Origin of the sequence: Teichococcus globiformis (genome assembly GCF_042646265.1) — a bacterium.
Lineage (GTDB): Bacteria > Pseudomonadota > Alphaproteobacteria > Acetobacterales > Acetobacteraceae > Pseudoroseomonas > Pseudoroseomonas globiformis.
Genome location: NZ_JBHRTN010000029.1, coordinates 128346 through 151792 on the forward strand (window position 1 = coordinate 128346; position 23447 = coordinate 151792).

The 23447-nt window shown below is 66.0% G+C and carries 21 protein-coding genes, 1 tRNA gene and 1 pseudogene; 15 read left to right on the forward strand and 8 right to left on the reverse strand.

Annotation, left to right across the window (positions count from 1 at the left end; all coding sequences use genetic code 11):
- The 11 genes and pseudogenes from ACFOD4_RS21470 to ACFOD4_RS21520 all read left to right on the forward strand — a co-directional run.
- Positions 1 to 1129 (forward strand): polysaccharide biosynthesis protein (locus ACFOD4_RS21470; protein WP_379599761.1); only part of this gene is annotated, 1129 nt, incomplete at its 5' end.
- A gap of 70 nt (positions 1130 to 1199) precedes the next feature.
- Positions 1200 to 2009, forward strand: a complete 810-nt coding sequence (gene fdhD / locus ACFOD4_RS21475; RefSeq protein ID WP_379599762.1) for a formate dehydrogenase accessory sulfurtransferase FdhD — start codon at positions 1200 to 1202, stop codon at positions 2007 to 2009.
- A gap of 109 nt (positions 2010 to 2118) precedes the next feature.
- The gene (gene fdnG / locus ACFOD4_RS21480; RefSeq protein WP_379599763.1) at positions 2119 to 5205 is read left to right on the forward strand and encodes a formate dehydrogenase-N subunit alpha; all 3087 of its coding nucleotides are present in this window, start codon (positions 2119 to 2121) and stop codon (positions 5203 to 5205) included.
- A 10-nt stretch (positions 5206 to 5215) separates the two neighbouring features.
- Positions 5216 to 6199: a formate dehydrogenase subunit beta gene (gene fdxH, locus ACFOD4_RS21485; protein WP_456316918.1), complete on the forward strand. Its 984-nt coding sequence runs from the start codon at positions 5216 to 5218 to the stop codon at positions 6197 to 6199.
- Positions 6196 to 6876, forward strand: a complete 681-nt coding sequence (locus ACFOD4_RS21490) for a formate dehydrogenase subunit gamma (protein WP_379599764.1) — start codon at positions 6196 to 6198, stop codon at positions 6874 to 6876. Before fdxH ends, ACFOD4_RS21490 begins: the two co-directional genes overlap by 4 nt.
- 42 nt (positions 6877 to 6918) lie before the next feature.
- On the forward strand, positions 6919 to 7839 hold the full coding sequence (fdhE, locus tag ACFOD4_RS21495; RefSeq protein ID WP_379599765.1) for a formate dehydrogenase accessory protein FdhE: 921 nt from the start codon (positions 6919 to 6921) through the stop codon (positions 7837 to 7839).
- Between the two features lie 18 nt (positions 7840 to 7857).
- Positions 7858 to 9249 carry an L-seryl-tRNA(Sec) selenium transferase gene (gene selA / locus ACFOD4_RS21500; protein WP_379599766.1) on the forward strand — a complete coding sequence of 464 codons (1392 nt, stop codon included), beginning with the start codon at positions 7858 to 7860 and terminating at the stop codon, positions 9247 to 9249.
- A complete protein-coding gene (locus tag ACFOD4_RS21505) occupies positions 9236 to 10015 on the forward strand; it encodes a tetratricopeptide repeat protein (RefSeq protein WP_379599767.1) in 780 nt (259 codons plus the stop codon). The genes selA and ACFOD4_RS21505 overlap by 14 nt, the downstream gene beginning before the upstream one ends.
- A pseudogene (gene selB, locus ACFOD4_RS21510) lies at positions 10012 to 11835 on the forward strand (selenocysteine-specific translation elongation factor); the annotation flags it as partial. The gene ACFOD4_RS21505 and the pseudogene selB, both read left to right, overlap by 4 nt.
- Before the next feature lie 114 nt (positions 11836 to 11949).
- A tRNA-Sec gene (locus ACFOD4_RS21515) sits at positions 11950 to 12045 on the forward strand.
- Between the two features lie 14 nt (positions 12046 to 12059).
- A complete protein-coding gene (locus ACFOD4_RS21520; protein ID WP_379599768.1) occupies positions 12060 to 12434 on the forward strand; it encodes a hypothetical protein in 375 nt (124 codons plus the stop codon).
- An 8-nt stretch (positions 12435 to 12442) separates the two neighbouring features.
- Here the strand turns inward: ACFOD4_RS21520 and ACFOD4_RS21525 are convergent, their stop codons facing one another.
- The 3 genes from ACFOD4_RS21525 to ACFOD4_RS21535 are packed head-to-tail and all read right to left on the reverse strand — an operon-like array spanning position 12443 to position 14341.
- Positions 12443 to 12766 (reverse strand): hypothetical protein, encoded by a 324-nt coding sequence (locus ACFOD4_RS21525; RefSeq protein ID WP_379599769.1) that lies wholly within the window; start codon positions 12764 to 12766, stop codon positions 12443 to 12445.
- 37 nt (positions 12767 to 12803) lie between these two features.
- Positions 12804 to 13859 carry a selenide, water dikinase SelD gene (gene selD, locus ACFOD4_RS21530; RefSeq protein WP_379599770.1) on the reverse strand — a complete coding sequence of 352 codons (1056 nt, stop codon included), beginning with the start codon at positions 13857 to 13859 and terminating at the stop codon, positions 12804 to 12806.
- A gap of 59 nt (positions 13860 to 13918) precedes the next feature.
- The gene (locus ACFOD4_RS21535) at positions 13919 to 14341 is read right to left on the reverse strand and encodes an OmpA family protein (RefSeq protein ID WP_379599771.1); all 423 of its coding nucleotides are present in this window, start codon (positions 14339 to 14341) and stop codon (positions 13919 to 13921) included.
- A gap of 179 nt (positions 14342 to 14520) precedes the next feature.
- Here ACFOD4_RS21535 and ACFOD4_RS21540 point away from each other — a divergent pair, with 179 nt between their 5' ends.
- Entirely contained in the window at positions 14521 to 15507 is a 987-nt protein-coding gene (locus ACFOD4_RS21540; RefSeq protein ID WP_379599772.1) for a Bug family tripartite tricarboxylate transporter substrate binding protein, read from the forward strand.
- A gap of 350 nt (positions 15508 to 15857) precedes the next feature.
- Here the strand turns inward: ACFOD4_RS21540 and ACFOD4_RS21545 are convergent, their stop codons facing one another.
- Genes ACFOD4_RS21545 through ACFOD4_RS21560 form a run of 4 tightly spaced genes read right to left on the reverse strand, consistent with a single transcriptional unit; the run spans position 15858 to position 19597 of the window.
- Positions 15858 to 17357 carry a tripartite tricarboxylate transporter permease gene (locus ACFOD4_RS21545; protein WP_379599773.1) on the reverse strand — a complete coding sequence of 500 codons (1500 nt, stop codon included), beginning with the start codon at positions 17355 to 17357 and terminating at the stop codon, positions 15858 to 15860.
- Positions 17358 to 17368: 11 nt separating this feature from the next.
- Positions 17369 to 17848 carry a tripartite tricarboxylate transporter TctB family protein gene (locus tag ACFOD4_RS21550; RefSeq protein WP_379599774.1) on the reverse strand — a complete coding sequence of 160 codons (480 nt, stop codon included), beginning with the start codon at positions 17846 to 17848 and terminating at the stop codon, positions 17369 to 17371.
- Entirely contained in the window at positions 17845 to 18873 is a 1029-nt protein-coding gene (locus ACFOD4_RS21555) for a tripartite tricarboxylate transporter substrate binding protein (RefSeq protein WP_379599775.1), read from the reverse strand. Before ACFOD4_RS21555 ends, ACFOD4_RS21550 begins: the two co-directional genes overlap by 4 nt.
- Positions 18851 to 19597, reverse strand: a complete 747-nt coding sequence (locus ACFOD4_RS21560; RefSeq protein WP_379599776.1) for a GntR family transcriptional regulator — start codon at positions 19595 to 19597, stop codon at positions 18851 to 18853. Before ACFOD4_RS21560 ends, ACFOD4_RS21555 begins: the two co-directional genes overlap by 23 nt.
- A 111-nt stretch (positions 19598 to 19708) precedes the next feature.
- Here ACFOD4_RS21560 and ACFOD4_RS21565 point away from each other — a divergent pair, with 111 nt between their 5' ends.
- The 3 genes from ACFOD4_RS21565 (at position 19709) to ACFOD4_RS21575 (ending at position 22497) form a co-directional block, all read left to right on the forward strand.
- Entirely contained in the window at positions 19709 to 20896 is a 1188-nt protein-coding gene (locus ACFOD4_RS21565; protein WP_379599777.1) for a CaiB/BaiF CoA transferase family protein, read from the forward strand.
- A 13-nt stretch (positions 20897 to 20909) separates the two neighbouring features.
- Positions 20910 to 21728: a sugar phosphate isomerase/epimerase family protein gene (locus ACFOD4_RS21570; RefSeq protein ID WP_379599778.1), complete on the forward strand. Its 819-nt coding sequence runs from the start codon at positions 20910 to 20912 to the stop codon at positions 21726 to 21728.
- A gap of 61 nt (positions 21729 to 21789) precedes the next feature.
- Complete coding sequence (locus ACFOD4_RS21575; RefSeq protein ID WP_379599779.1) at positions 21790 to 22497, forward strand: FadR/GntR family transcriptional regulator; 708 nt, start codon at positions 21790 to 21792, stop codon at positions 22495 to 22497.
- A gap of 10 nt (positions 22498 to 22507) precedes the next feature.
- Here ACFOD4_RS21575 and rbsK read toward each other — a convergent pair whose 3' ends face one another.
- Positions 22508 to 23443 (reverse strand): ribokinase, encoded by a 936-nt coding sequence (gene rbsK, locus ACFOD4_RS21580; RefSeq protein WP_379599780.1) that lies wholly within the window; start codon positions 23441 to 23443, stop codon positions 22508 to 22510.
- Positions 23444 to 23447: the final 4 nt, after the last annotated feature.

The window sequence follows — 23447 nt, forward strand, 5'->3', positions numbered from 1 at the left end:
CCGCGACCCGGCGCAGATCGACGCCGCCTTTGCCCAGGCCCGGCCCGAGGTCGTGTTTCACCTGGCCAGCATCCGCGAGCCCGGCCTGGCCGAGCTGGTGGTGCGTGAGGCGGTGGACACCAATGTCTTCGGCACCGGCCACATCATCGAGGCCTGCCGCCGCCACGGCGTGGCGCACGCGGTCTATTCCTCCACCGGCAAGTGCTACGCCTACCTCACCGACCACGTCTACACCGCGAGCAAGAAGCTGGCCGAGGCGCAGTGGATGCAGGCGGCGCGCGAGAACACCGGCTCCACCGCCTTTGCCATGACGCGCTTCACCCATGTGCTGGAGAACGGCATCATCGCGCGCGACATCGCCGCCGGCATCGAGGCGGGAATGGTGGGGCTGCACGGCCCCGACCGGCACTTCAACGTGCAGAACCTGCGCCAGGCCACACATCTGCTGATCAACGCGCTGGCGCTGAGCGGCAGCGAGGCGCCCGACAGCTTCTGGAGCGCGGTGGATCTGGGCTGGCCGGTCAACACGCTGGAGCTCGCGCTGTACGAGATCGCCCGCAGCGGCCGCGATGTCGGCGTTCGCTTCCTGGGCGTGCCCAAGGGCTATGACGAGAGCTTCTTCCGCGGCCAGTTCGACTGGAGCGGCGAGCACGAGTACCACCCGCTGGTCAACGCGCTGGAGGCGCCCACAGGCTTCGCCGACAGCACCGGCACCATGATCGGTGCCCGGGTTTCCGCCTGCCCGCCAGAGCGGCTGCAGCAGGAACTGCGGCAGCTTCGCGCCCATCTGGACAGCGAAGCCGATGCCGGCGTCAAGCAGGCCCTGCTGCAGGCCGTCAACGGCGTCACCGCCGCCATCTTCGCCTCCACCCCCCCGCAACGCCTCCTCAACATCCTCTGGTGGGGCGCCGCGCCTGGCTGGGCAGGCTCGCCAGCAGCTGCGGCGCGGTTCAAGCCGCTGATGGCCATGCTGGCCGATACCTTGCTGCCCTTCCTTGAGCGTCACCCTCCAGCGGATCAGGAAGGCCGCATGCTTCTGGAGATCGCGGAAACCTTTGCGGCAGTGCCGGGTCTCGGTGGAAGGGCCGATCGGCTGGCGGAGCTCGCGCAACTCTCCAGCGCGGCCTAGCGTCCCTTGCCCCTGGTGGTGCAATGCCCGATCCTTGGGCACGCCGAAGGGGAAGAGAGGAGCGCGGATGATGGCCGGACACGATCCGCACAGCACTCACCGACTGACCCGGTGGCATGATGGCGGCGCTGTAGCGGGCGAGCGCTGCGTGCCGGAAGAGGTTCCGGTGGCCCTTACTTACGGCCGGGCCACCCATGCCGTGATGATGGCAACACCGCTCGACCTCGCTGACTTCGGTATGGGGTTCAGCCTGACCGAAGGCATCATCCGCTCACCGGACGATATGGCCGAGATGGAGGTCTTGCCCGGCCCTCGGGGCATCGAGCTGCGCATGACACTGGCCGACGAGCGTCAGGAGGCATTGCAGCACAGGCGCCGCCATATGGCGGGGCCCGTGGGTTGCGGCCTTTGCGGGCTGGACAGCCTTGAGGCAACGTTGCGTCCCCTGCCCCTCCTTCCGCCGTCTGGGCGGATCACCCCAGCGGAAATCCGCCAAGCCCTTCTCGGCCTGTCCGAAAATCAGGCTCTGCAGCACGCCACCCATGCAGTGCATGCGGCAGGCTTCTGGCAGTTCGACCGACTCGCTCTGCTGCGCGAGGATGTTGGCCGACACAATGCGCTGGACAAGCTTGGCGGTGCCTTGATCCGGAACAGCATCGATCCCGGCGCCGGCGCGGCGGTTCTGACCAGCCGCGTCTCGGTGGAGATGGTGCAGAAGACGGCCATGCTCGGCATCGGCATCCTGATCGCCGTTTCCGCGCCAACGGCCCTGGCGGTGCGGCAGGCCGAGGCCTGTGGGCTGACACTGATTGCTCGCGCGCGGGATGCCAGTTTCGAAGTCTATTCGCATGGCGAGCGGGTCATCGGCCTCGTCCGGTAATTCAATAGGCACAGGCACTTACTGCGAATCGTTCGCGCTTGACACTTTCCTGCCATGTACGCATTTCTCTTCCTGGGAGAACAGGTTTCTCAATGGACGGGGGGCCAGCATGAACATGGAACTCTCGCGACGCGGCTTCTTGAAGGCTGCCGGCGCGGGCGTCGCGGCGACATCTCTGGGTGCCATGGGTTTCAGCGAGGCAGAAGCCGCCATCGCCGCCCATGTGCGTCCATTGAAGCTCGCCAACACCACGGAGACCCGCAATACCTGCCCGTATTGCTCCGTGGCCTGCGGCGTCATCATCTATTCCAAGGGTGACGTCCGGAAGGGCGAGCAAGCCGAGGTCGTCCACATCGAGGGCGACGCCGACCACCCGACCAATCTCGGCACGCTCTGCCCCAAGGGCGCGGCACTGCGGGACTTCGTGAAGTCGCCCACGCGGCTGAAGCACCCGATGATGCGCCGCCCGGGCTCGGACCGGTTCGAGCGGATCTCCTGGGACGAGGCCTTCGACCGCATTGCGCGGCTGATGAAGGACGACCGGGACGCCAATTTCCTGGCGCAGAACGAGGACGGCCTGGCGGTCAACCGCTGGACGACCACAGGCATGCTGGCCGCCTCCGCCACCACCAACGAGACAGCCTGGACGACCTTCAAGGTCGCCAAGGCACTCGGGATTGCAGGATTCGATAACCAGGCGCGCGTCTGACACGGCCCTACGGTGTCCAGTTTGGGCCCGACTTTTGGCCGTGGTGCGATGACGAATGCCTGGACCGATATCAAGAACACCGACCTCGTTGTCGTCATGGGCGGCAATGCGGCGGAAGCGCATCCCTGTGGTTTCAAGTGGGTCACGGAAGCGAAGGCGCAGCGTGGCGCCAAGCTGATCGTTGTCGATCCGCGTTATACCCGCACGGCTTCCGTGTCGGACTTCTACGCACCGATCCGGCAGGGCACGGACATCGCCTTCCTGCTTGGCGTGATCCGGTACTGCATCGAAAACGACAAGGTGCAGTGGGAGTACACCAAAGCCTTCACCAATGCTTCTTTCATCATCAAGGAAGGCTACGGCTACAGCGACGGCCTGTTCACCGGCTATGACGAGGAGAAGCGCGACTACGACCGTTCCTCCTGGGACTACGAGATCGGCGAGGACGGCTTTGCCCAGGTCGACCCGACGCTGCAGCATCCCCGCTGCGTTTGGAACCTCCTGAAGCAGCACGTCTCCATCTACACGCCGGAAATGGTTGAGCGGATCTGCGGCACGCCCCGGGACAAGTTCCTGAAGGTGGCGCAGATGATTTCGGAATGTTCCACGCCGACCAAGACCATGACGTCGATGTATGCGCTGGGCTGGACGCAGCACTCACATGGCGCGCAGAACATTCGCGCCATGGCCATGCTGCAGCTGATCCTGGGCAATATCGGCGTGCGTGGCGGTGGCATGAACGCCCTGCGCGGCCACTCGAACATTCAGGGCCTGACCGACCTGGGCCTGATGTCGCACCTTCTCACCGGCTATCTGAACATGCCAACCGAGAAGGAGCCGGACTTCGAGACCTACATGGCCAGCCGGCAGTTCAAGCCGTTGCGCCCTGGGCAGACTTCCTACTGGCAGAACTACCGGAAGTTCATGGTGAGCTTCCAGAAGGCCATGTGGGGCGATGCCGCGACAGCGGAGAATGAATGGGCCTACCACTACATTCCGAAGCTCGACGTGCCATCCTACGACGTGCTGCGCATGTTCGAGCTGATGAATGCCGGCCACGTCAACGGCTATATCTGCCAGGGCTTCAATCCGCTGCTGGCCTTTCCCAACCGGGCAAAGGTTCTGGCTGGGCTGTCGAAGCTGAAGTTTCTTATCACCATGGACCCGCTGGAAACGGAAACCTCCCGCTTCTGGGAGAACCATGGCGAGTACAATGATGTGGACCCCGCGGCGATCCAGACCGAGGTGTTCCAGCTGCCGACACGCTGCTTCGCCGAGGACCAGGGCTCGCTGACCAATTCCGGCCGGTGGTTGCAATGGTTCTGGCCGGCGGCCAGCGCGCCGGGCGAGGCGCGTCCCGATACCTACATCATGTCGCAGATCTTCCTGCGCATGCGGGAACTGTATCGCAGGGAAGGCGGCGCTTTCCCGGATCCGATCCTGAATCTGTCCTGGGACTACCACGATCCCGGCGAGCCGGAGCCTGAGGAGCTGGCGAAGGAGATCAATGGCCGCGCCCTCCAGGATCTGCGCGATCCCGCCGATCCGTCGAAGGTGCTGGTGGAAGCCGGCAAGCAGGTGCTGAACTTCACCCAGCTCCGGGATGATGGATCCACCATGTGCGGCTGCTGGATCTATTCCGGCAACTTCAATGAGAACGGCAACAACATGGCGCGCCGGGACAATCATGACCCGGATAACACAGGAGCCTATCTCGGCTGGACCTTCGCATGGCCGCTCAACCGCCGCACGCTGTACAACCGTGCCTCGGCGGATCTGAACGGCAAGCCATGGGATCCGTCGCGCAAGCTGATGGAGTGGGATGGCACCAAGTGGACGGGCTACGACATCCCGGACATCGGCGTGAACGCCAGGCCACAGGATGTGCAGCCCTTTATCATGAATGCCGAGGGAGTTTCACGCCTCTTCTCGCGTGGAATGATGCGGGACGGCCCCTTCCCCTCGCATATGGAGCCATTCGAAAGCCCGGTCGCCAACGTCCTCAACCCGAAGATGCGTGGCAATCCCGTCGCACGGATCTTTCAAAGCGACCTTTCGCAATTCGGCACCTCGGAAGAGTTCCCCTACGCCGCGACCTCCTACCGGCTGACCGAACACTTCCACTATTGGACCAAGCACAACCGGGTGAATGCCGCGCTGCAGCCCGAGTTCTTCGTGGAGATCTCGGAGGAGCTGGCGGCGCTGCGGACGATCAACCACGGCGGATGGGTCCGGGTTTGGTCGAAGCGCGGATCGGTACGAGCCAAGGCCGTGGTGACCAAACGCATCCGCCCACTGCACTGCGACGGCAAGGTGGTGCATGTGGTCGGCATTCCGCTGCACTGGGGCTTCACCGGCTCAGCCAAGAAGGGCTTCGGCCCGAACTCGCTATCGCCCTTTGTGGGCGAGGCGAACATCGAAACCCCTGGCTACAAGGCGTTTCTCGTCAATATTGAGCCGACGAGCCCGCCCAACGTGATCGCGTGAGGAAGGTGGCATGAGCGACAGCCCGCGCACCGCGGTCAGCAACCCGCCGACCCAACCTATGGCGAGCCAGTTCGGCGAGGCCGATCTGGTTCGCCGCTCCGCCACGAGCGACCTGCCCCCTCCCTCGCGGCAGCTCACCCCCGTGGCGAAGCTGATCGACGTTTCCAAGTGCATCGGCTGCAAGGCCTGCCAGTCGGCCTGCATCGAGTGGAACGACACCTATCCGGAGATCGGGGAAAATGTGGGCGTCTATGAGAACCCGCATGACCTGACCGAAAACATGTTCACCCTCATGCGATTCACCGAATGGGTGAATCCTGAGACGGACAACCTCGAGTGGCTCATCCGCAAGGATGGCTGCATGCATTGCGCCGACCCGGGCTGCCTCAAGGCCTGCCCAGCCCCCGGTGCCATCGTGCAGTATTCCAATGGCATCGTGGACTTCATCCACGAAAACTGCATCGGCTGCGGCTATTGCGTGAAGGGTTGCCCGTTCAACATTCCCCGCATCTCGAAAGCGGATCACCGTTCCTATAAATGCACCCTCTGCTCGGACCGCGTGGCGGTGGGCCAGGGGCCGGCCTGCGCCAAGGCCTGTCCTACTCAGGCCATCGTCTTTGGCACCAAGGAGGATATGAAGGCCCACGCAGCCGAGCGCATCAAGGACCTGAAGTCGCGCGGCTACAGCAATGCCGGGCTCTACGATCCGCCTGGGGTGGGCGGCACGCATGTGATGTATGTTCTGCACCACAACGACAAGCCGCAGATCTATGCCAACCTGCCCGAGAACCCGCGCATCTCGCCGCTGGTCGAGGGATGGAAGGGCGTGACCAAGTATGTCGGCCTTGCCGCCATGGGCGTGATGGCAGTGGGCAGCATGATTCATGGCGTTCTCGGCCGCGCCAATCGGGTGTCTCGTGAGGACGAGGCTCATGCCGAGGATCTCGTGGAAGGTCGCCCGGTGCCGCCGCCCAATGAGGAGACCCGCTCATGACCGAGCGTATCCAGCCGGGCGACGCCATCCGGCCTGGCAAGCCGGTCACGGTCAACCGCTACGGCCCCGCGGCCCGTGCGAACCACTGGATCACGGCCACCAGCCTGATCCTCCTGGCCATTTCGGGACTGGCCCTGTTCACCCCCTCACTCTACTTCCTGACCGCGCTTTTCGGCGGTGGCCAGAATACCCGCGCCTTCCACCCCTGGATCGGCGTGGTGCTGTTCCTGAGCTTCTTCGTGTTCTTCTTCCAGCTCTGGCGTGCCAACCTGCCGGAAAAAGTGGATGTCATCTGGCTGTCCAAGTTCCGGGATGTGATTGGGGGGAATGAGGAGCGGCTTCCCGAGCTGGGCAAATACAATGCCGGCCAGAAGTTCATCTTCTGGTCCATGACGGCGCTGATCCTGGTGCTGATCGCCAGCGGCATCGCCATCTGGGAAGAATACTTCGCCGGCTACTTCTCCATTCCACTGCGACGGGTGGCGGTGCTGGTGCATGCCATTTCCGCAGTGCTGATCATCTGCATCTTTATCCTGCACGTTTATGCCGCCATCTGGACGCGCGGTACCCTCCGGGCGATGACGCGGGGCACCGTCACCGGAGGGTGGGCGTGGCGGCATCATCGCAAATGGTTGCGGGAACTCGCCGGGCAGCGCCCGCGTGGCCCGGCCGAGTAAGTTTCTGTCACAACGTGGCCGGTCCGGCCCGTCGAGGTTCTGATGTCCACCACCTCCGGTCCGCAACCTGACCCCTCAGCGATCGGGCGCCTTCAGAAGGTGCCCTTCGCCATCCTTCCGGATCCACCCTCCCTGTTCCGCCGGCGGTCCGAACGTTTCGCCGTCCTGGCGCAGCAAGGCCCGCTGGCATCCTATCTCCGTTTCCTCAGCCAGATCGCCGGCATTCAGGCGGAGCTTGCCGTTTCCCTTCCCGGCACGTCCGCACTTTCACCGGACATTGTCGAGCGGGCGCGTCAGAACGGCATGCCACCGCTGGATCGCGCCACCTTGCCAGCAGAAGGGGCGCTGCATGAAACGGTGGCGCGCTTCCTGGATGCCGTCATTGAAGTGGAGATGCCCGCTCCCGCCGCCGGCGCTCTGGCCGCGCTGCAGACCATGCCGGCCGATGAACGGGCCGGCATGCTCACCCATGTGGTGGCGGCCTCCGTACCGGTGGAAGATCTGCCGCAACACCTGTTCCTGTCGGCCGCGACACAGATTCATGCCGCCCGGCTGGCCTCCCGCCTTGACCCAGGGCGGCTGGTGCCTGTGGGCGCTGGCCTGTGCCCCGTCTGCGGCGGGCCTCCGGCAGTGTCCATGATCGCAGGTCACCAGGGTGCGGAAGGCGCCCGCTACGCTGCCTGCAGTTTCTGCGGCGCGCTCTGGAACGAGGTGCGTGTCAAGTGCTTGGCCTGCGGTTCCACCAAGGGTGTCGGGTACAAGCATGCCGAGGATGGCGATGAGGCCACCATCAAGGCTGAGACCTGTGACAGCTGCCGTGGCTGGGTGAAAGTGCAGTACCAGAACAAGAACCCGTCGCTGGAAGCCCTTGCAGACGATGTGGCCAGCCTCGGCCTGGACCTGTTGATGCAGCAGACCGAGTTCCGGCGCGCAGGCTTCAACCCGTTCCTGATCGGGTATTGAGCCGTGGTGGACAAGGCCATGCTTCGCGGTCTGCCTTCCGTGGATCGTGTGCTGAGCGACCCCGTGGGCATGGCGGCGGCGCAACGTTTTGGCCGCGCGGCCGTGACGGAGGCCGCCCGAAAGGTGCTGGCGGAGTTGCGCTCGGCTCCAGCGGCCGGGATGCCAGTCATTCTTCCCGACGCGGCCGGCGTCGCTGAAAGCGCGGCGCAATGGCTGGAAGCACGTGATCAACCGCAGCTGCGCCCAGTCTTCAATCTGACGGGCACGGTGCTTCACACCAATCTCGGCCGTGCCCAGTTGGCCGAGGCCGCGATCGAGGCCGCCGTCACGGCCATGCGCGAGGCCGTGGCGCTGGAGTTCGAGCTCGGCACCGGCCGGCGCGGCGAGCGGGATGACCTTGTACGTTCCCTGCTATGCGAGTTGACCGGCGCCGAAGATGCAACGCTGGTCAACAACAACGCCGCCGCCGTGCTGATCGCGCTGAACACGCTGGGTGCGGGGCGGGAGGCCATCGTGTCCCGGGGCGAACTGATCGAGATTGGCGGCGCCTTTCGGATGCCGGACATCATGGCACGTGCCGGCGTCGCGCTGGTCGAGGTGGGTACCACCAACAGGACGCATTCCCGCGACTACAGGGGGGCGCTGCGTCCGGAAACCGGGCTTATCCTGAAGGTGCACACCTCCAACTACCGGATCGAGGGCTTCACCGCCGAGGTCGCCGCCCCTGCCCTCGCCGTGCTGGCGCGCGAACACGGCGTGCCCTTGCTGAACGATCTGGGCTCCGGCACGCTGATGGACCTGTCACGCTACGGGTTGGCGCGGGAGCCGACCGTGCGCGAGGCGATCGCCGAGGGTGCCGACTTGGTCACGTTCTCTGGCGATAAATTGCTAGGCGGACCGCAGGCTGGCTTCATCCTGGGCCGCCGAGACCTGATCACCGCCATCAACCGCAACCCGATGAAGCGGGCCCTTCGGGTGGACAAGATCCGGCTGGCCGCGCTGGAAGCAACGCTCAAGCTCTACCGTAACCCGGATAGACTGACCGCACGCCTGCCAACGCTGCGCATGCTGGCCCGATCCCAAGCCGAGATCGAGGCCCAGGCACGTCGCCTGGTCACGGCGGTGGCCGCCTGCCTGCCGGCGGGGATGACAGTGGACGCCGTCCCCTGCGCCAGCCAGATCGGCTCTGGGGCGCTGCCCCTGAACACCATGCCCAGCTACGCCCTGAGGCTCACAGCACATGGAGGTGGAGCGCTGGAGCAGCTGTCCGCTGCCCTGCGTGCCCTGCCGACCCCGGTGATCGGCCGCATCCGAGACGGAGCCATGCTGCTCGATCTGCGCTGTCTTTCCGATGAAGCGCGTTTCTTGGCCGCCATGGCCGCCCTCCCCGCCGCGCATGAGCTGGCTTAGCCGCCTGCGCCGCCGGCCCGGCGCGGCCGATCCCATGGAAGAGGCGCTGTCCGCCTTCCGAAGGGGCGAGCACGCCGTTGCCTTGTCGCTGTGGGAGCCAATGGCACGTGCCGGCGACGCGCGGGCCCAGGCGAATATCGGCGCCTGCTTCGCTGAGGGGATCGGGGTAGCCGCGGATCCGCCCCTGGCGGTCCGGTGGCTTATCGCGTCGGCGGAGGCCGGCTACGCGCCAGCTCAACGCAACCTGGCGACGCTGTTTCTGAACGGCGCGCGCGATGTCGAGCCCGATCCGGCTCGTGCCGCCACGCTGTACCGCCAGGCGGCGGAACAAGGCGACGCCCCGTCGCAGGACATGCTGAGCTGGATGCTGCTGGAGGGAGAGCTGATTCCCGCCGATCCGGTGGCAGCCCGACATTGGAGCGAGGCCGCAGCCCGAGCCGGCATCGCCTCCTCCATGACCCGGCTGGGCATGATCCATCACCACGCGCTCGGTGTGGAACGCGATCCGGCTGAAGCGGCACGCTGGTGGCGATCCGGGGCGCTGGCCGGGGATGCCGATGGACAGGCGATGCTGGGGGCCTCCCTGCATCTTGGGGCCGGGACCGTTCATGATCCGGTGGCCGCGCTGGCCTGGCTGCTGCGCGCGGAGGCTGGTGGCAGCGCCCTGGCCCGTCCCTTCCTCGCCACGGCCCGCGCCGCGCTGGATGAAGCCGGCCGCACCGAGGCGCAACGCCGCGCGGCGCGGCCTCTGGATGCAGCCCCATGATCGTCGGCACGGCTGGCCACATCGACCACGGCAAGACGGCGCTGGTGAAGGCTCTGACCGGCACTGACACAGACCGGCTGAAGGAGGAGAAGGCACGCGGCATCACCGTCGATCTCGGCTTCGCCTATCTTTGCCAGCCTGACGGCTCCGTCACCGGCTTCGTGGATGTGCCGGGCCATGAGCGCTTCGTGCACACTATGCTGGCCGGGGCCGGCGGCATCGATTTCGGGCTGCTGGTGGTGGCGGCAGATGACGGCGTCATGCCGCAGACGCGTGAGCATGTGGCGATCCTCGACCTGCTCGGGCTGCGGCGCGGTCTTGTGGCTCTGTCCAAGTCCGATCTTGCCGACGGTGCCCGCCGCCAAGCGGTCACGGCGCAGATCGCGGATCTGCTGAGCGGCACGGGGCTGGAAGCGGCGCCCGTGCTGCCGGTCTCGTCCCGCACCGGCGAGGGGCTGGATGCGCTGCGCGCGGCCTTGGCGCGGGCCGAGGCGGATACGTTGGTGGCGCGGGAAGGTGGCGCTTTCCGTCTGGCCGTGGACCGCAGCTTCGTGCTGGCGGGGGCGGGCACCGTGGTTACCGGCACAGTGCTGTCCGGCTGCGTCGGAGTGGGCGACAGCGTGACGGTTTCGCCACTCGGTCTGTCGGCCCGGATCCGCTCCATCCATGCGCAAAACCGCCCGACCGAGCGGGGCATGGCCCGGCAGCGCTGCGCGCTCAACCTTGTTGGGGACGGCGTGTCGCGCGAGGCTGTTGGTCGCGGCGACATGGTGCTGCATCCTGCCCTGCACGCCCCCTCCGATCGGATCGATGCACGTCTCATGGTGCTGCCGGGCGAGGCGAAACCGCTCGGAACCTGGTTTCCCGCCCGGCTGCACCACGCCAGCACAGAAGTCGGGGTCCGCATCGTGCCGCTGGAGCAGGACCCGCAGCCCGGCAGCAGCGCCCTGGTGCAGCTGGTGCTCGACCGCCCGATCGCCGCCGCGACTGGCGACCGCTTCATCCTGCGCGACGTTTCGGCGCAGCGCACCATCGGTGGCGGCGCGCTGCTCGACCTGCGCGCGCCTCCGCGCAAGCGGCGGACGCCGGAGCGGCTGGAGCGGCTCGCCGCCCTGGCCGAGTCCACGCCGCAGGACGCGCTCCGGCGCCTGCTGCGAAACGACTCGGTGGAACTGCGCGGGTTCACCCGCGACCACGCGCTGACCGAGGCGGAAGGCGGAGCGCTGCGGCAACTCCTCGGCGCGCACATGCTGGAGGCGGCAGGACAAAGCCACCTGTTCTCCGCCGAAGCGTGGGAGCGCTTCCGGGCAGAGCTGCTCGACCGGATCGCGCGGCACCATGAGGAACATCCGGACCAGCAAGGCATCGGCCGTGAAAGGCTGCGGCTGCTGCTGCACCCTCGCCTGCCGGATGCGGCCTTCCGTGTTGCTCTGGAGCGCCTCTCACAGGCTGGCGAGTTGGTGCTGGAAGGCGCATTCCTGCGCCTGCCCGGCCACCAGCTCCGGCTCGACACGGAAGATGAGGCGTTGTTCGGCCGCATCCTGCCGCTGCTGAGCGGAGAAGCACGGTTCCGTCCGCCGCGCATCCGCGACATCTCCAATCTGTTTAAGATGGAGGAAGCGCGGCTGCGACGTCTGATGAAGAGCTGCGCCCGCATGGGTCGCGTCGACCAGGTGGCGCAGGATCACTTCTTTGCCCGCGCTACCATCGTTGAGATGGTGACAATTGCCTGCGATGTGGCCGGCCATTCCACCGACGGCTGGTTCGCTGCCGCCGCCTTCCGCGACCGCATGGATAATGGACGCAAGGTGGCGATCCAGATCCTGGACTTCTTTGATCGCCATGGTGTCACCTTGCGCCGCGGCGATCTGCGGCGCATCAATCCGCACCGGCTGGACCTGTTCGGTCCCATGCCGGAAGATGCAGCGCAGGATGGAAGAGAATCGTCCCTGGTGGGGCGTCCGGACTTCAAATCCGGGTGGGGCAGCGAGACTGCTCCGGGTGGGTTCGACTCCCATTCTCTTCCGCCAGAACGGGGCGTGTCATGAGCCACACCACCGATTTCGATGAGTGGCTAACAGCGGCGCATGCCGAATCCGGCGACTTCACCATGCTTTTCGTGTTGCTGCGCATCACCGATCACACCGCGGAGCCACTGCGCGCGGCATGGGTGCATGTCATGGGCGACGAAACCCGCTGGCCTGAGATGGTGCGGCTGTTCGCAGGGGCCGGCGTACAATGGTCGGCTGCGGTGTTCTTTCGCGCCGGGCGAGAAGGGCTGGTGGATGACCAGCTGGCCCGGTCCAGGCTCTCTGCCCTGACGCGCAAGCTGCACGAGGATCGCAGCCTGATCCGTCAGGGCGAGTTCTTCAACGTGGACGGGCTGCGCCTTTCCCTGGAAGAGCGCTTGCCGCACTGACTTCCCGCTCAGCAGGGGCGGGAAGCGGCGGACCGATAGGTGAAGGGGTCCAGCCCCCGCGCCGTGGGCGGCTGCCAGGTGCGCGAGGCCTCTGAACTGCCTTGCGGGTTGGTGCCGATATAGGAGCCTCCCGTCCCCCCGCTCCAGCCGGTGGAGCCGGCATTGCCAGGCGCCGTGCCATCCTGTCCCCGGGCAGGCGGCGTGGCAGGCTCGGCCTTGGTGGAGCCGGTGCATTCCTTGCCTTGCCGCTGGCTTTCCGGCGCAGGCCTTTGCGCCAGCGCCGGAACGGCCAGCATCGCAAGGCAGAGGGCGGTCAGAACTGGCTTCGTCATGGCTTTTCCTTGCTGGGTTGGCTCAGGACATAACGCGTCAGGCGACAACAAGGCGTGGCGGACCGGCCTCGGCCCTGCCGATGCGGCAGGCCAAGGGATATCCCTCGGCGCGCATCCGCTCCACCCACCCATCGGCCGCTGCGGCCTCGCAGGCCACCAGCAACCCGCCGGAGGTCTGCGGATCGGCCAGCAGAAGCCGTTGCGAATCAGGGAAGCCTGGAGGCAGATCGACCTCGGCACCGTAGCTGTCCCAATTGCGGTGCGACGCGCCGGTGATGAAGCCTTCGCTCGCAAGCGCCTCGGCCTTGGCCAGAAAGGGTAGGCGACCGGCCTCGATCCTCAGGGTCAGGCCCGAGCCGCGCGCCATTTCCAGCCCATGGCCGGCGATGCCGAACCCGGTGACATCGGTGATGGCATGCACAGCCGGGTCGTCGGCCAGTGATGCGCCGATGCGATTCAGCAGGGTCGTGGAGGCGAGCATTTCTGCATAGCAACCCTCCGGAAGAGCGCTGCGCTTGATGGCTGCCGAATAGATCCCCACACCCAGGCCCTTGGTGAGGATTAGTGCATCGCCAGGCCGCGCGCCGGTGTTGCGCTGCACCTTCCGCGGGTTCCCCAGCCCGATCACGGCAAGGCCGTAGATCGGCTCAGGCGAGTCGATGGAGTGGCCCCCCGCCACCGGGATGCCGGCCTCCGCGCAGATCGCGGCGCCGCCCTGCAGGATGCTGCGGATAACTTCCGGAGGCAGCTTGTTCACCGGCATACCGAGAATGGCCAGCGCCATCACGGGCCGTCCTCCCATCGCATAGATATCGGAAATGGCATTGGTGGCGGCGATCCGCCCGAAATCATGAGGATCATCCACCATGGGCATGAAGAAATCCGTGGTGGCGATGACCGCCAACTCGTCATTCACCTGCCAAACGGCGGCGTCGTCTGAGCTTTCCGTTCCAACCAGCAGCTGACTGAAAGGCCCGGCCTGCGGCTGGTCGCGCAGCAGATCCCGCAGAACGGCGGGGGCGAGCTTGCAACCGCATCCCCCGCCATGCGCAAGTTCGGTAAGCCGCGGGGCGGCAGACTGCGGTGTGGTCACGGCGATGCTCCCTTTTGCAGCAAGATGCAGCATGGGCCGTGCGGTTGAAAGACCGGCTCCTAACCGCCGTCGATGCGGATCTCGACACGCCGGCTTTCCAGCCCCGCCGGCGCCGCGCCGGCTGCCCCGCGCCACTCGAGCCGGATGCGCTCCGCAGCGACGCCGTTGCGGCGCAGCTCGTCCGATACGATTTCGGCGCGCAGGCGGGACAGGGTGACATTGGCCTGCGGCGAACCTTCCGGATCGGCAAAGCCGATCACCCGCAGCGGCACCTGCGGGTGCGCGCGAGCCAGCGCCGCCGCCTGGCGGAGCCCCTCGCGCGCCGGCTCGTCCAGCTCGCCCGACCAGGGCTCGAAATAGACCGGATAGGCCTTGCGGGCAGTGGTGTCGGCGGTGGGAGTGCCGGCATCAGGCTGCCCCTGCGGGGCACAGGCGCCGAGCAACGGCAGCAGAACGGCGAAGGCCGTAAGACGCGGAACCATCCGATTTTCCTCCTGCCCGACCGGGTGTCGCCGCGGGCCTGCCGCAAGCTAGCCAATGCACAGCCCCAGGTCAGCAGGTTCCCGACACTGCGCCCGAACTACGGGCCTGGGCATCCTTGCCCCTTGAGCCTAGCCTGCCGCCTAGCCCCGCGAACAAGGGGCACACTTGGGAGATCAGCATGACGTCATGCCCCGTTCGGCGCCGCGGCCTGCTTGCCGCTGCCGCCCTCCTCGCTGCCCCAGCCTGCCTACGTGCCGAAGCGGCTTACCCCGCGCGACCAGTGCGCGTCATCGTACCCGCAGCCGCCGGCGGCCAGCTGGACATCATGGCCCGATTGGCCAGCCAAGCGCTGGCGCAAGAGCTGGGGCAGCCCTTTGTGGTGGACAACCGGGTGGGTGCGAACGGCGCCATCGGCATCTCCGCGGCGGCACAGGAAGCGGCGGATGGCTATACTCTGATGTGTGGTGTGGCTGGCGGCTTGCTGCTGAACCCCATCTTCGACCGCAACGTGACCTTCGACGTGCTGCGCGACTTCGCCCCAGTCAGCCAGTTCGGCCTGTCGCCCAACTGCCTTTACGTGCGGTCAGGCTTGCACATCAACAGCCTGGCTGCCCTGATCGACCACGCGAAGCGCCATCCCGGCGAGCTTACTTTCGCCTCCAACGGTGCTGGCACCATCGCTCATGTCTATGGCGAGCTGCTGAAGCAGAGCGCCGGCATCGACATGCTGCACGTGCCGTTCAAGAGCGCACCCATGGCCATGCAGGAGCTGATTGCCGGCCGTGTGGACGTGTTCATCATCGACTTCTCGACCGGTGACCCGGCCATGCGGGAGGGAGCAGTGCGTGGTCTGGCGGTGACCGGCCCCGCGCGCTGGCCCCTTGTGGCGAACATACCCACTTTTCTGGAGCTGGGGACCGACATGAGCCTGATCGGCTGGAGCGGCATGTTCGCGCCCCGAGGTACCCCGAAGACGATGATCGACCGGCTATCCACCATCGTGCAGGGCTTCATCCGCCAGCCGGAGACGCGGGAAAGGATGCTGAAGATGGGGCTGCTACCCACCGGCACCGATGCCGAAGCGTTCCGACAAGCCCTGGCGAGGGACCAGCCGCGCTGGCGAGCGGTGATCGAGGCCTCTGGAGCCAAGCCGGATAACAGCTGAGGCTTCACCGGCCAGGCAACGTCCCGGCGACAGCGACATAAGGCTGCACACGACCAGGCCGCCTGCTCCTCCGCGAAGTCACAACCGCCAGGGGCAGCGCCGATTCCTTGTTGGAGCCCATGCCGCGGGAAGTGCCGCCGCGACCTTGCAGGCTGCCTGTCCAACTGCGCACCGTAAAGGGTCCTTCGCCGTGACCCTGGCCGATAGACACAGCCGCATCATTGATGCGGAACGTCCTGTTGGCGCTGCGGTCAGCTTCCACCTGCTGGACGCAGCGAAGGTCGAAGCCCGCCCATGACACCTTTCCGGGACCAAGCGTCATCGAGGCGGGACCCAGGATGGGCGGCCGGTCAGGCCTGCTTCGCTTCAGTCCCCCGCTGTCGCCAAAACATCCTGAAGACAGGCGGCAGCAGCAACCCTGCTGCGGTGACCACAAACAAGGACATGGCGATAGGCCGCCCGGCAAAGCCTTGCAGCACATCATCGCCGAAGATCAACAGCGATTGCTTGAGGCTTTCTTCCACCATGGAGCCCAAGACCAGTCCCATGATCAGCGGTGCCGGTGAAAAGCCGGTGCGGCGAAACAGGAAGCCCAGAACGCCAAATGCCATCATCAGCCAGACATCGCCCATGGATTGGTTGGCGCCGTACGCGCCGATCACCGACAGCACGAACACGGCCGGCCATAACAGGGCAGCCGGGATCAGGCTGATGCGTGCGAACAACTTGGCCGCGCCCAATCCGATCACGAGGTACAGCAGGTTCGCTGCCAGCATGGAGGCGAACACCGCATAGAGCAGCGTGGGTTGCTCGTTGAAGAGATGCGGTCCTGGCCGCACGCCCTGCACGATAAGCCCTGCGAGGATGATGGCGGTCGTGGCGCTGCCCGGAATGCCGAGTGCCAGGGTCGGCACCATGCAGCCGCCGACCGCAGCATTGTTGGCAGCCTCAGGCCCGGCGACGCCCTCGATCGAACCGCGTCCAAACTCATGCTTGTGCTTCGACCACCGGCGGGTCTCGTTGTAGCCGATCAGGGCGGCCGCCGTGGCGCCGAGTGCCGGCAGGATGCCGATGGCGGTGCCGATCACACTGCCCAGCCAGATGCTGCGGTTGCATTTGCGGAACTCGGCTCGGCCGGGCACCCGCACCGCATCCATCTTCAGCAGGGTAGGTTTGCCATGTTGCTGGGTGGCCTGTTCCAGCATCTCCCCTACCGCGAACAAGCCGATCAGGGCCGCCACAAAGGAAACGCCGTCCGTCAGGTCGTAGAAGCCGAAGGTGAAGCGCTCCACGCCAGTGGTGAGATCAATGCCGACCGTCGCCAGCAAAACACCGAAGGCGGCGGCAATCAGGTTCTTCAACGCGCTGCTGCCGCCTACCGAGGCGCACATCGACAGGCCGAAGATCGCCAGCGCCAAATATTCCGGGGGACCGAACTGATAGGCCGCGCGCGCAAGGAGCGGAGCTGCGACGATCATGACCACGACGCTGAAGATCCCGCCGATGGCGCTGGCAACGGCAGACATGCCAAGCGCCAGGCCAGCCTCCCCGCGCTCGGCCATCTTGTAACCTTCGAGGGCCGTGGCCGATGCCGAGGGATCACCCGGAGCATTGACCAGGATCGCCGTGATGGAGCCACCGAAATTGGCGGCGCAGTAGATCGACCCCAGGAAGGCCAAGGACACTACCGGGTCCATGCCGAGGGTGATCGGCAGCATCAGCGCAATCGTGGTGCTGCCACTGATTCCCGGCAGGGCGCCGACGGTGATGCCGATCACCGTGCCGGCCAGGATCATGAACAGGGTAAAGGGGTCGGCCAGGATTGCCATGCCGCCGATGAATGCATCCATGCTGCGTCTCCTCAGCCGAACAGGGCGGTGCCGAGCAGGCCACCCGGCAAGGTGAACTGGAAGACCCGCACGAAGAGCAGCCAGACCACCAGCGTGACCAGCGCCGCGCTGGCGAGCAGCACGCCCATGCGCCGCTCGCCCCAGAGACGGCCGACCACGATCGGGAACAAAAACATCGCCGGCAGCATGCCGATCAGGGCGAGCACGGCGAAGAAGCCGATGCAGCAAGCCAGCGTCCACCAGGTGCAGGAATGCACCGGCACCGCGCTCTCGTCAGAGGGCGGAGAGCCGGTCAGGAACAGCAGCACCGCCAACAGCAGGATGATGCCGCAGATCAGGCGCGGAAACTCCGTGGCCCCCATGCCCTCCATCAGCGAGGCCGGCACCTCGTCGAAACCGAAAGTGCCGAGAAAGGCCACCACCGCCACCAGCCCGACCGCCATGGCGGAGATGCGGTCGAGCCCCAGCCCGCGCGGGGCTTGGCGCCTCATCGGGTGACGCCCAGATCCGCCAGCGCCTGCTGGCTGTCGCGCGAGAAGCTCTCGAGCTGCGCCTGCCAAGCCGCCCGCCCTGCAACGCTGGACGCACTCTGGCCGGAGGTCTTCAGGTAGTTGGTGTAAGTCTGACCCTGCATCGCCTTCACCAGCCCCTGCTCCAGGGCGGCGATGCGGTCCTCAGGCGTGCCCTTCATGACGGCATAGCCACGTGTTGTGGCGGCCGCGAACTCGATCTGCTGCTCCATGGCGGTCGGGGTGTCAGGAAGGGAAGCCACGCGCTCTCTGGCCAGCACCATCAGCGGGCGAACCTCGCCGGCGCGGATCTGGGACTCACCTTCGGCAAAGTTCAACAGCCCCACATCGATGTTGCCGCCTACGACGTTCACGACGATGTCCCCGCCGCCACGGAACGGAACCGCGGTCGGCGGCCGGATGCCGGCGGCTTTCGCGAAGCCCACGGTCGCAACATGGTCCACGCTGCCCACATGCGTGATGCCGAAACGCAAGGAGCGGCTCTTGCCCGCGGAAAGAAACTCATCCGCCGAGCGCAGCGGGCTATCGGCGCGCACCATGACGATCTGCGGGTCTTCCGTCGCGCGGGCAATCCCCACAAGATCTTCCAGCTGCGTCGCCGTGCGGTTGCGCAGCATGGTGATCAAGTGCGTCTGGGTCATGAGCAGCACAGTATGCCCGTCCTTCGGGCGCTGGGCGGCGTAGGCCAGGGCAGCGGCACCGCTGCCTCCGGTCTTGTTCACCACGATCAGTTCGGTGCCCAGCAGCGCCGGCGCGTCAACGACAGTCATGCGTGCGGTGATGTCGGTGCCGCCGCCGACGCCGGCGTGGGTCACGATCTCGATCGGCCTAGACCCGAAAGACGAGGCACCCCGTGCGATCCGCGGCGCGGCTAGCCCGCCAAGTCCTGCGAGGCCGAGCAGAACCGCCCGGCGACGCCCCAGGGCGAAGCCTTCCGCCGTTGCCCTGGCCGCAGCGTGTTCCTTATCCCCCGGGTTCGTCGGCATCCCTGCTGGCATCATGTCCTCCCCCCGCCGCTTGCTGCGGCTGTGCTTGATCCGTGGAATGGCTCGCCGCGAAGCGGGCCCTTCCGCCAGTGATATGCGTCTCGCCCGCGGCGCGAGCGGCGGCGGAATCGCGGCGGCGCAAGGCATCCAGAATGGCGCCATGCTCTGCGTTCGATTGCCGCATGTTCTCGGGCTGCAGTAGCGCCCGGCGTCGGAAAAGGTGCAGTTCCTTGCCCAGATCGTCGTAGAGGCGGGCAGCGCGCGGGTTGCCCGCCGCTTCAAACAGGGCGGCATGGAACTTCAGGTTGAGCGCGTAGTAGCCCGCAGCATCGTCCGCGCGTTCAGCCGCCGTCAGCTCCTGCAACAGAAGCTCCATGGGTGCCAGCAAGGCGCTGGTCGCACGCGTTGCCACACGTTCCGCCGCGTGCCCTGTCAGCGCAACACGGATGTCATAGACATCCAGCGCGTCGTCAGGACTCATCTTTCGGACATAGGAACCCTGGTTGACCACAGCCACAACGAGGCCTGACCGTTCCAGCCCGCGCACCGCTTCCCGTACCGGGCCACGGCTCACACCAAGCCGTACGGCAAGGGCCTGCTCGTTCAGTCTCTCGCCCGGCGCGATGGTACCGGAAAGGATCATCCGCTCGATCTCCTGCGCCACAAGGGATGCCAGGGAGCGGGTCCGAACGATTTCCAGTGGAGAGGTGAGCGAGGTGGTCATGGCATGAGGCTGCACGGCCGCCACCGAGGCTGTCAACTGAATGATGCTGACTGTTGACAGTTTACATTTCGATAAGCGAGCCTGAATTCAGTCTCCATTGAGGACCGTGCCATGGCGTCCAGCTCAACCGCGCTTTCCCGCTTCACCGTGCTCGACCTTACCAGGGTCCGCTCGGGACCCACCTGCGTGAGGCAGCTGGCGGACTGGGGTGCGAAAGTCATCAAGATCGAGATGCCGGAGGGTCTCGATGCCGGTGATCCGATGGGTGGCCCACGGCAAGGGCCGGACTTCCAGAATCTGCACCGAAACAAGCGTGGCATGACTCTGAACCTGAAGCACCCTGAAGGAGTGGCTATTTTCAAGCAGTTGGTTCAGGAGGCGGATGTCGTGGTGGAAAATTTCCGCCCCGACGTGAAGGATCGGCTCGGCGTCGGTTACGACACCTTGGCCGCCATCAATCCCCGCCTCATCTATGCCTCCATCTCCGGCTTCGGGCAGGACGGGCCCTATGCCGGGCGGCCCGGCTTCGATCAGATCGCCCAGGGCATGGGCGGGCTGATGAGCATCACCGGGCTGCCGGGCCAGGGGCCGGTACGCGTCGGCATCCCGATCGCCGATCTCTGTGCAGGCCTGTTCGCGGCGCAGGGCATTATGGTGGCGCTGCTGGAGCGCGAAGTGTCCGGTCGCGGCCAATGGGTACAGACCTCCCTCCTGCAGGCGCAGGTCTTCATGCTGGATTTCCAGGCAGCACGCTGGCTGATGGCGGGTGAAGTACCGAAGCAGGCCGGCAACAACCATCCGACTTCCATTCCCACTGGCGTGTTTCCGACCGCCGATGGTCACATGAACATCGCAGCCACCGGTCAGCGAATCTGGCAACGCTTCTGCGAGGTGCTCGATCGCCGGCAATGGCTCGAGGATCCGCGCTATGGCAGCAGCGCCGCGCGCAGTCAGAATCGCGACGCGTTGAACGCCGAGATCGCCGAAGTCACACGCACCGATACCAGCGCGAACTGGGTGGCGCGGCTGAACGAGGCGGGCGTGCCCTGCGGCCCGATCAATGCCATCGACCAGGTCTTCGCGGATGAACAGGTGAAGCATCTCGGCATCGCCAGCTACCTCAATGGTGGCAGCAACGAACCCGTCGGCTATGTGGCGCAGCCCATGACACTGAGCCGGACGCCCAGCACCATCGGCAGCCACCCGCCGAGGCTGGGTGAGCACACGGACGCCATCCTCGCCGAGCTGGGCTACGATGCCGATCGGATCGCCGCCCTGCATGCGCAGCAGGTTGTCTGAGGAGGCACCCGCCATGACGGAAGCACTTTACACCCGCATCGGCGTCGACATCGGTCGCCGCGCCAAGCTAGAAGATGGCATAGAGTGGGCGGCGCGCAACGAGGTGCGCTACATCGACATTCAACTCGACTACGGCGAGAACGCCTTCACCCGTTTCGACAAGGCACGCGCCGCTGCCATCCGGGAAGCCTGCGCCCGGAACAACATCGAACTGGGGTTGCACACCCTCTCGGCCGTAAACGTCGCCGAATACGCCCCTCTCCTTTCCGAAGCAACCGACGCCTATCTCCGGGGCTATATCGACCTTTACAGCGATCTTGGCGCCCGATGGATCGTCGTGCACGCGGGCTACCATTTCACCGCCGACCGACAGGCGCGGATGGAGGCAGGGCTCGAGCGGCTGAAACGCATCGTCGACTACGCTGAGAAGAAGGGCGCTCTTCTTCTTCTGGAAAACCTGAACAAGGAGCCGAAGGATGCCGAGGTCCACTACCTCGCCCACACCATGGAGGAGTGGGCCTACTACTACGATCAGATCGACAGCCCTGCCTTCGCCCTGTCGTTCACCGCCAACCATGCGCATCTTCTGCCCGAAGGCGTGGAGGGCTTTGTTTCCGCCATTCCCTGGCAGCGCGTGAAGGAGGTGCGGCTGGCGGATTGCTTCCGCAACGGATACGAAATCCATCTGCCGCCCGGCGAAGGCGATTTCGATTTCCTGGCCATGTTTCGCCTGATCGAGGGCAAAGGCTTTCGCGGCCACTACATGAATGCTTTCGGCACGCTGGAGCAAATGCAGCAAGCGCGGCACAGCCTTTCACGCCTCGGCGCCTGACCGCTTGCGCCCCGCGGCCGCGCATGAGACAGGCCATGCGGGGCGCAAGCAGCGAGGCGGCATGAAACTCATCCCGGAGCGGAAGCAGCGGCTGGGCGACCAGCTCTACGGCCAGATCCTGGAGCAGATCGTTGATGGCCGCCTCCGCGAAGGCGACCGGCTGCCCTCGGAAAGCCAGATCTGCGCTGCCTTTCAGGTTTCCCGACCCACGGTGCGCGAAGCCCTGATGCGGCTGCACGCCGACGGCCTGGTGACGACGCGCCAGGGCTCTGGCAGCTATGTTCAGAAGCGCCCCTCAGGCCATCTCACGCGCCTGACCAGAATTTCAGATGTGGCGGGCCTGCTCCGCTGCACGGAGGTTCGCATGGCGCTGGAGGAGCGTAGCGCCCTGCTGGCCGCAGAGCGGCGGACCCAGCCCCAGATGGACGTCATCGCCCGCGCCCTTGATGTGTTGCGGGCCAGCTTCCAGCGCAAGGAAGGGCAGACGGACGCCGACTATGCGTTCCACCGCGCTGTGGCTGCCGCCAGCGGCAACACCGTTTTCGTCGAGGTTCTGGACCACCTGAACGACACCATTCAGCAGGCCATGGCGGTGGCTCACGGCATCACCCGCGACGGCTCGGAGGAGCGCGCCCGGCGGGTGATGGAAGAGCACGAAGTTGTCGCCGATGCTATTCTGCGCCGCGACGCGGAAGGCGCAGGGCTGGCCATGCGCTACCACCTCTACCGCTCGCGCCAGCGCATCACCGACAGGCAACGCGACCTTTAGTACGGGCGTCTCAAAGCGTGGCTGGAAGTCCGGCCAGAAAGGTGCGGAACCCGGCTTCATCGGCGAAGGCCTTCTGGGTTCCAGGCCGGGTGATGGAATCCGCAGCGTAGCGGGCACCCCAGCCCATGGCAGCGGGCACGTCGCGGGACACCACGTAGTGCTGCGCGAAGGCCCCAATGAACGCATCTCCAGCGCCACTTGTGTCAACCGGCTTCACGGGCACGGCCGGAACATGCACCGCTTCTTCCCTGCCCACCAGCAGCGCGCCTGCAGCACCCAGCGTGACCACCACATTGCGGACACCCCGCGCCACTAGGCTGCGGGCTGCAACCTCGGCCTCAGACCGGCTTCCAGTTGGCAGGCCGGTGAGAATGGCCAGCTCCGTCTGGTTCGGCATCAGAAAGGTCGCGTCCACGATGCGCTCGACATCGAGCCCGGACACGGCGGGCGCGGGATTGAGCAGCACCTCGATCCCTTGTCGGGCTGCCCAGGCGATGGTGTGGTAAACCGTTTCCAGTGGCACTTCGAGTTGCAGCAGGATTACCCCGCACCGGCTCAACTCCGGCGCGGCGGCATCCACATCCTCCGGCAGCAGCCGGTCATTGGCCCCTTTGACGATCAGGATGCGGTTCTCGCCGGAGGCCTCCACGAAGATCGGCGCCACGCCGCTCTGCGCGCCAGGCACTGCCCGCACATGCGTGACGTCAATGCCGCTCCGCGCCAGGTTTCGGATGGTGCCTTCACCGAACATGTCGTCACCGACACGGCTGACCAGCATCACGTCGCCACCCAGCCGGGCCGCGGCAGTCGCCTGGTTCGCGCCCTTGCCACCATGGCCCATGGAAAAGGCGGGAGCCGCCAGTGTTTCGCCGGCCTCGGGCATGCGATCAATATACGTGACAAGATCGACCATGTTGCTGCCGACAACGCCGATGCGCGTGCTCATCGTC

Bases quoted from the DNA above. Each gene is read 5' to 3' on its own strand.
- ACFOD4_RS21520 (WP_379599768.1), top strand. From the start codon at position 12,060: ATGAGCCACACCACCGATTTCGATGAGTGGCTAACAGCGGCGCATGCC.
- selA (WP_379599766.1), top strand. From the start codon at position 7,858: ATGCTTCGCGGTCTGCCTTCCGTGGATCGTGTGCTGAGCGACCCCGTG.
- fdxH (WP_456316918.1), top strand. From the start codon at position 5,216: ATGAGCGACAGCCCGCGCACCGCGGTCAGCAACCCGCCGACCCAACCT.
- ACFOD4_RS21505 (WP_379599767.1), top strand. From the start codon at position 9,236: ATGAGCTGGCTTAGCCGCCTGCGCCGCCGGCCCGGCGCGGCCGATCCC.
- ACFOD4_RS21555 (WP_379599775.1), bottom strand. From the start codon at position 18,873: ATGCCGACGAACCCGGGGGATAAGGAACACGCTGCGGCCAGGGCAACG.
- ACFOD4_RS21570 (WP_379599778.1), top strand. From the start codon at position 20,910: ATGACGGAAGCACTTTACACCCGCATCGGCGTCGACATCGGTCGCCGC.
- fdhE (WP_379599765.1), top strand. From the start codon at position 6,919: ATGTCCACCACCTCCGGTCCGCAACCTGACCCCTCAGCGATCGGGCGC.
- ACFOD4_RS21575 (WP_379599779.1), top strand. From the start codon at position 21,790: ATGAAACTCATCCCGGAGCGGAAGCAGCGGCTGGGCGACCAGCTCTAC.
- ACFOD4_RS21545 (WP_379599773.1), bottom strand. From the start codon at position 17,357: ATGGATGCATTCATCGGCGGCATGGCAATCCTGGCCGACCCCTTTACC.
- ACFOD4_RS21535 (WP_379599771.1), bottom strand. From the start codon at position 14,341: ATGGTTCCGCGTCTTACGGCCTTCGCCGTTCTGCTGCCGTTGCTCGGC.
- ACFOD4_RS21490 (WP_379599764.1), top strand. From the start codon at position 6,196: ATGACCGAGCGTATCCAGCCGGGCGACGCCATCCGGCCTGGCAAGCCG.
- fdhD (WP_379599762.1), top strand. From the start codon at position 1,200: ATGGCCGGACACGATCCGCACAGCACTCACCGACTGACCCGGTGGCAT.
- ACFOD4_RS21560 (WP_379599776.1), bottom strand. From the start codon at position 19,597: ATGACCACCTCGCTCACCTCTCCACTGGAAATCGTTCGGACCCGCTCC.
- ACFOD4_RS21525 (WP_379599769.1), bottom strand. From the start codon at position 12,766: ATGACGAAGCCAGTTCTGACCGCCCTCTGCCTTGCGATGCTGGCCGTT.
- ACFOD4_RS21550 (WP_379599774.1), bottom strand. From the start codon at position 17,848: ATGAGGCGCCAAGCCCCGCGCGGGCTGGGGCTCGACCGCATCTCCGCC.
- ACFOD4_RS21540 (WP_379599772.1), top strand. From the start codon at position 14,521: ATGACGTCATGCCCCGTTCGGCGCCGCGGCCTGCTTGCCGCTGCCGCC.
- rbsK (WP_379599780.1), bottom strand. From the start codon at position 23,443: ATGAGCACGCGCATCGGCGTTGTCGGCAGCAACATGGTCGATCTTGTC.
- ACFOD4_RS21565 (WP_379599777.1), top strand. From the start codon at position 19,709: ATGGCGTCCAGCTCAACCGCGCTTTCCCGCTTCACCGTGCTCGACCTT.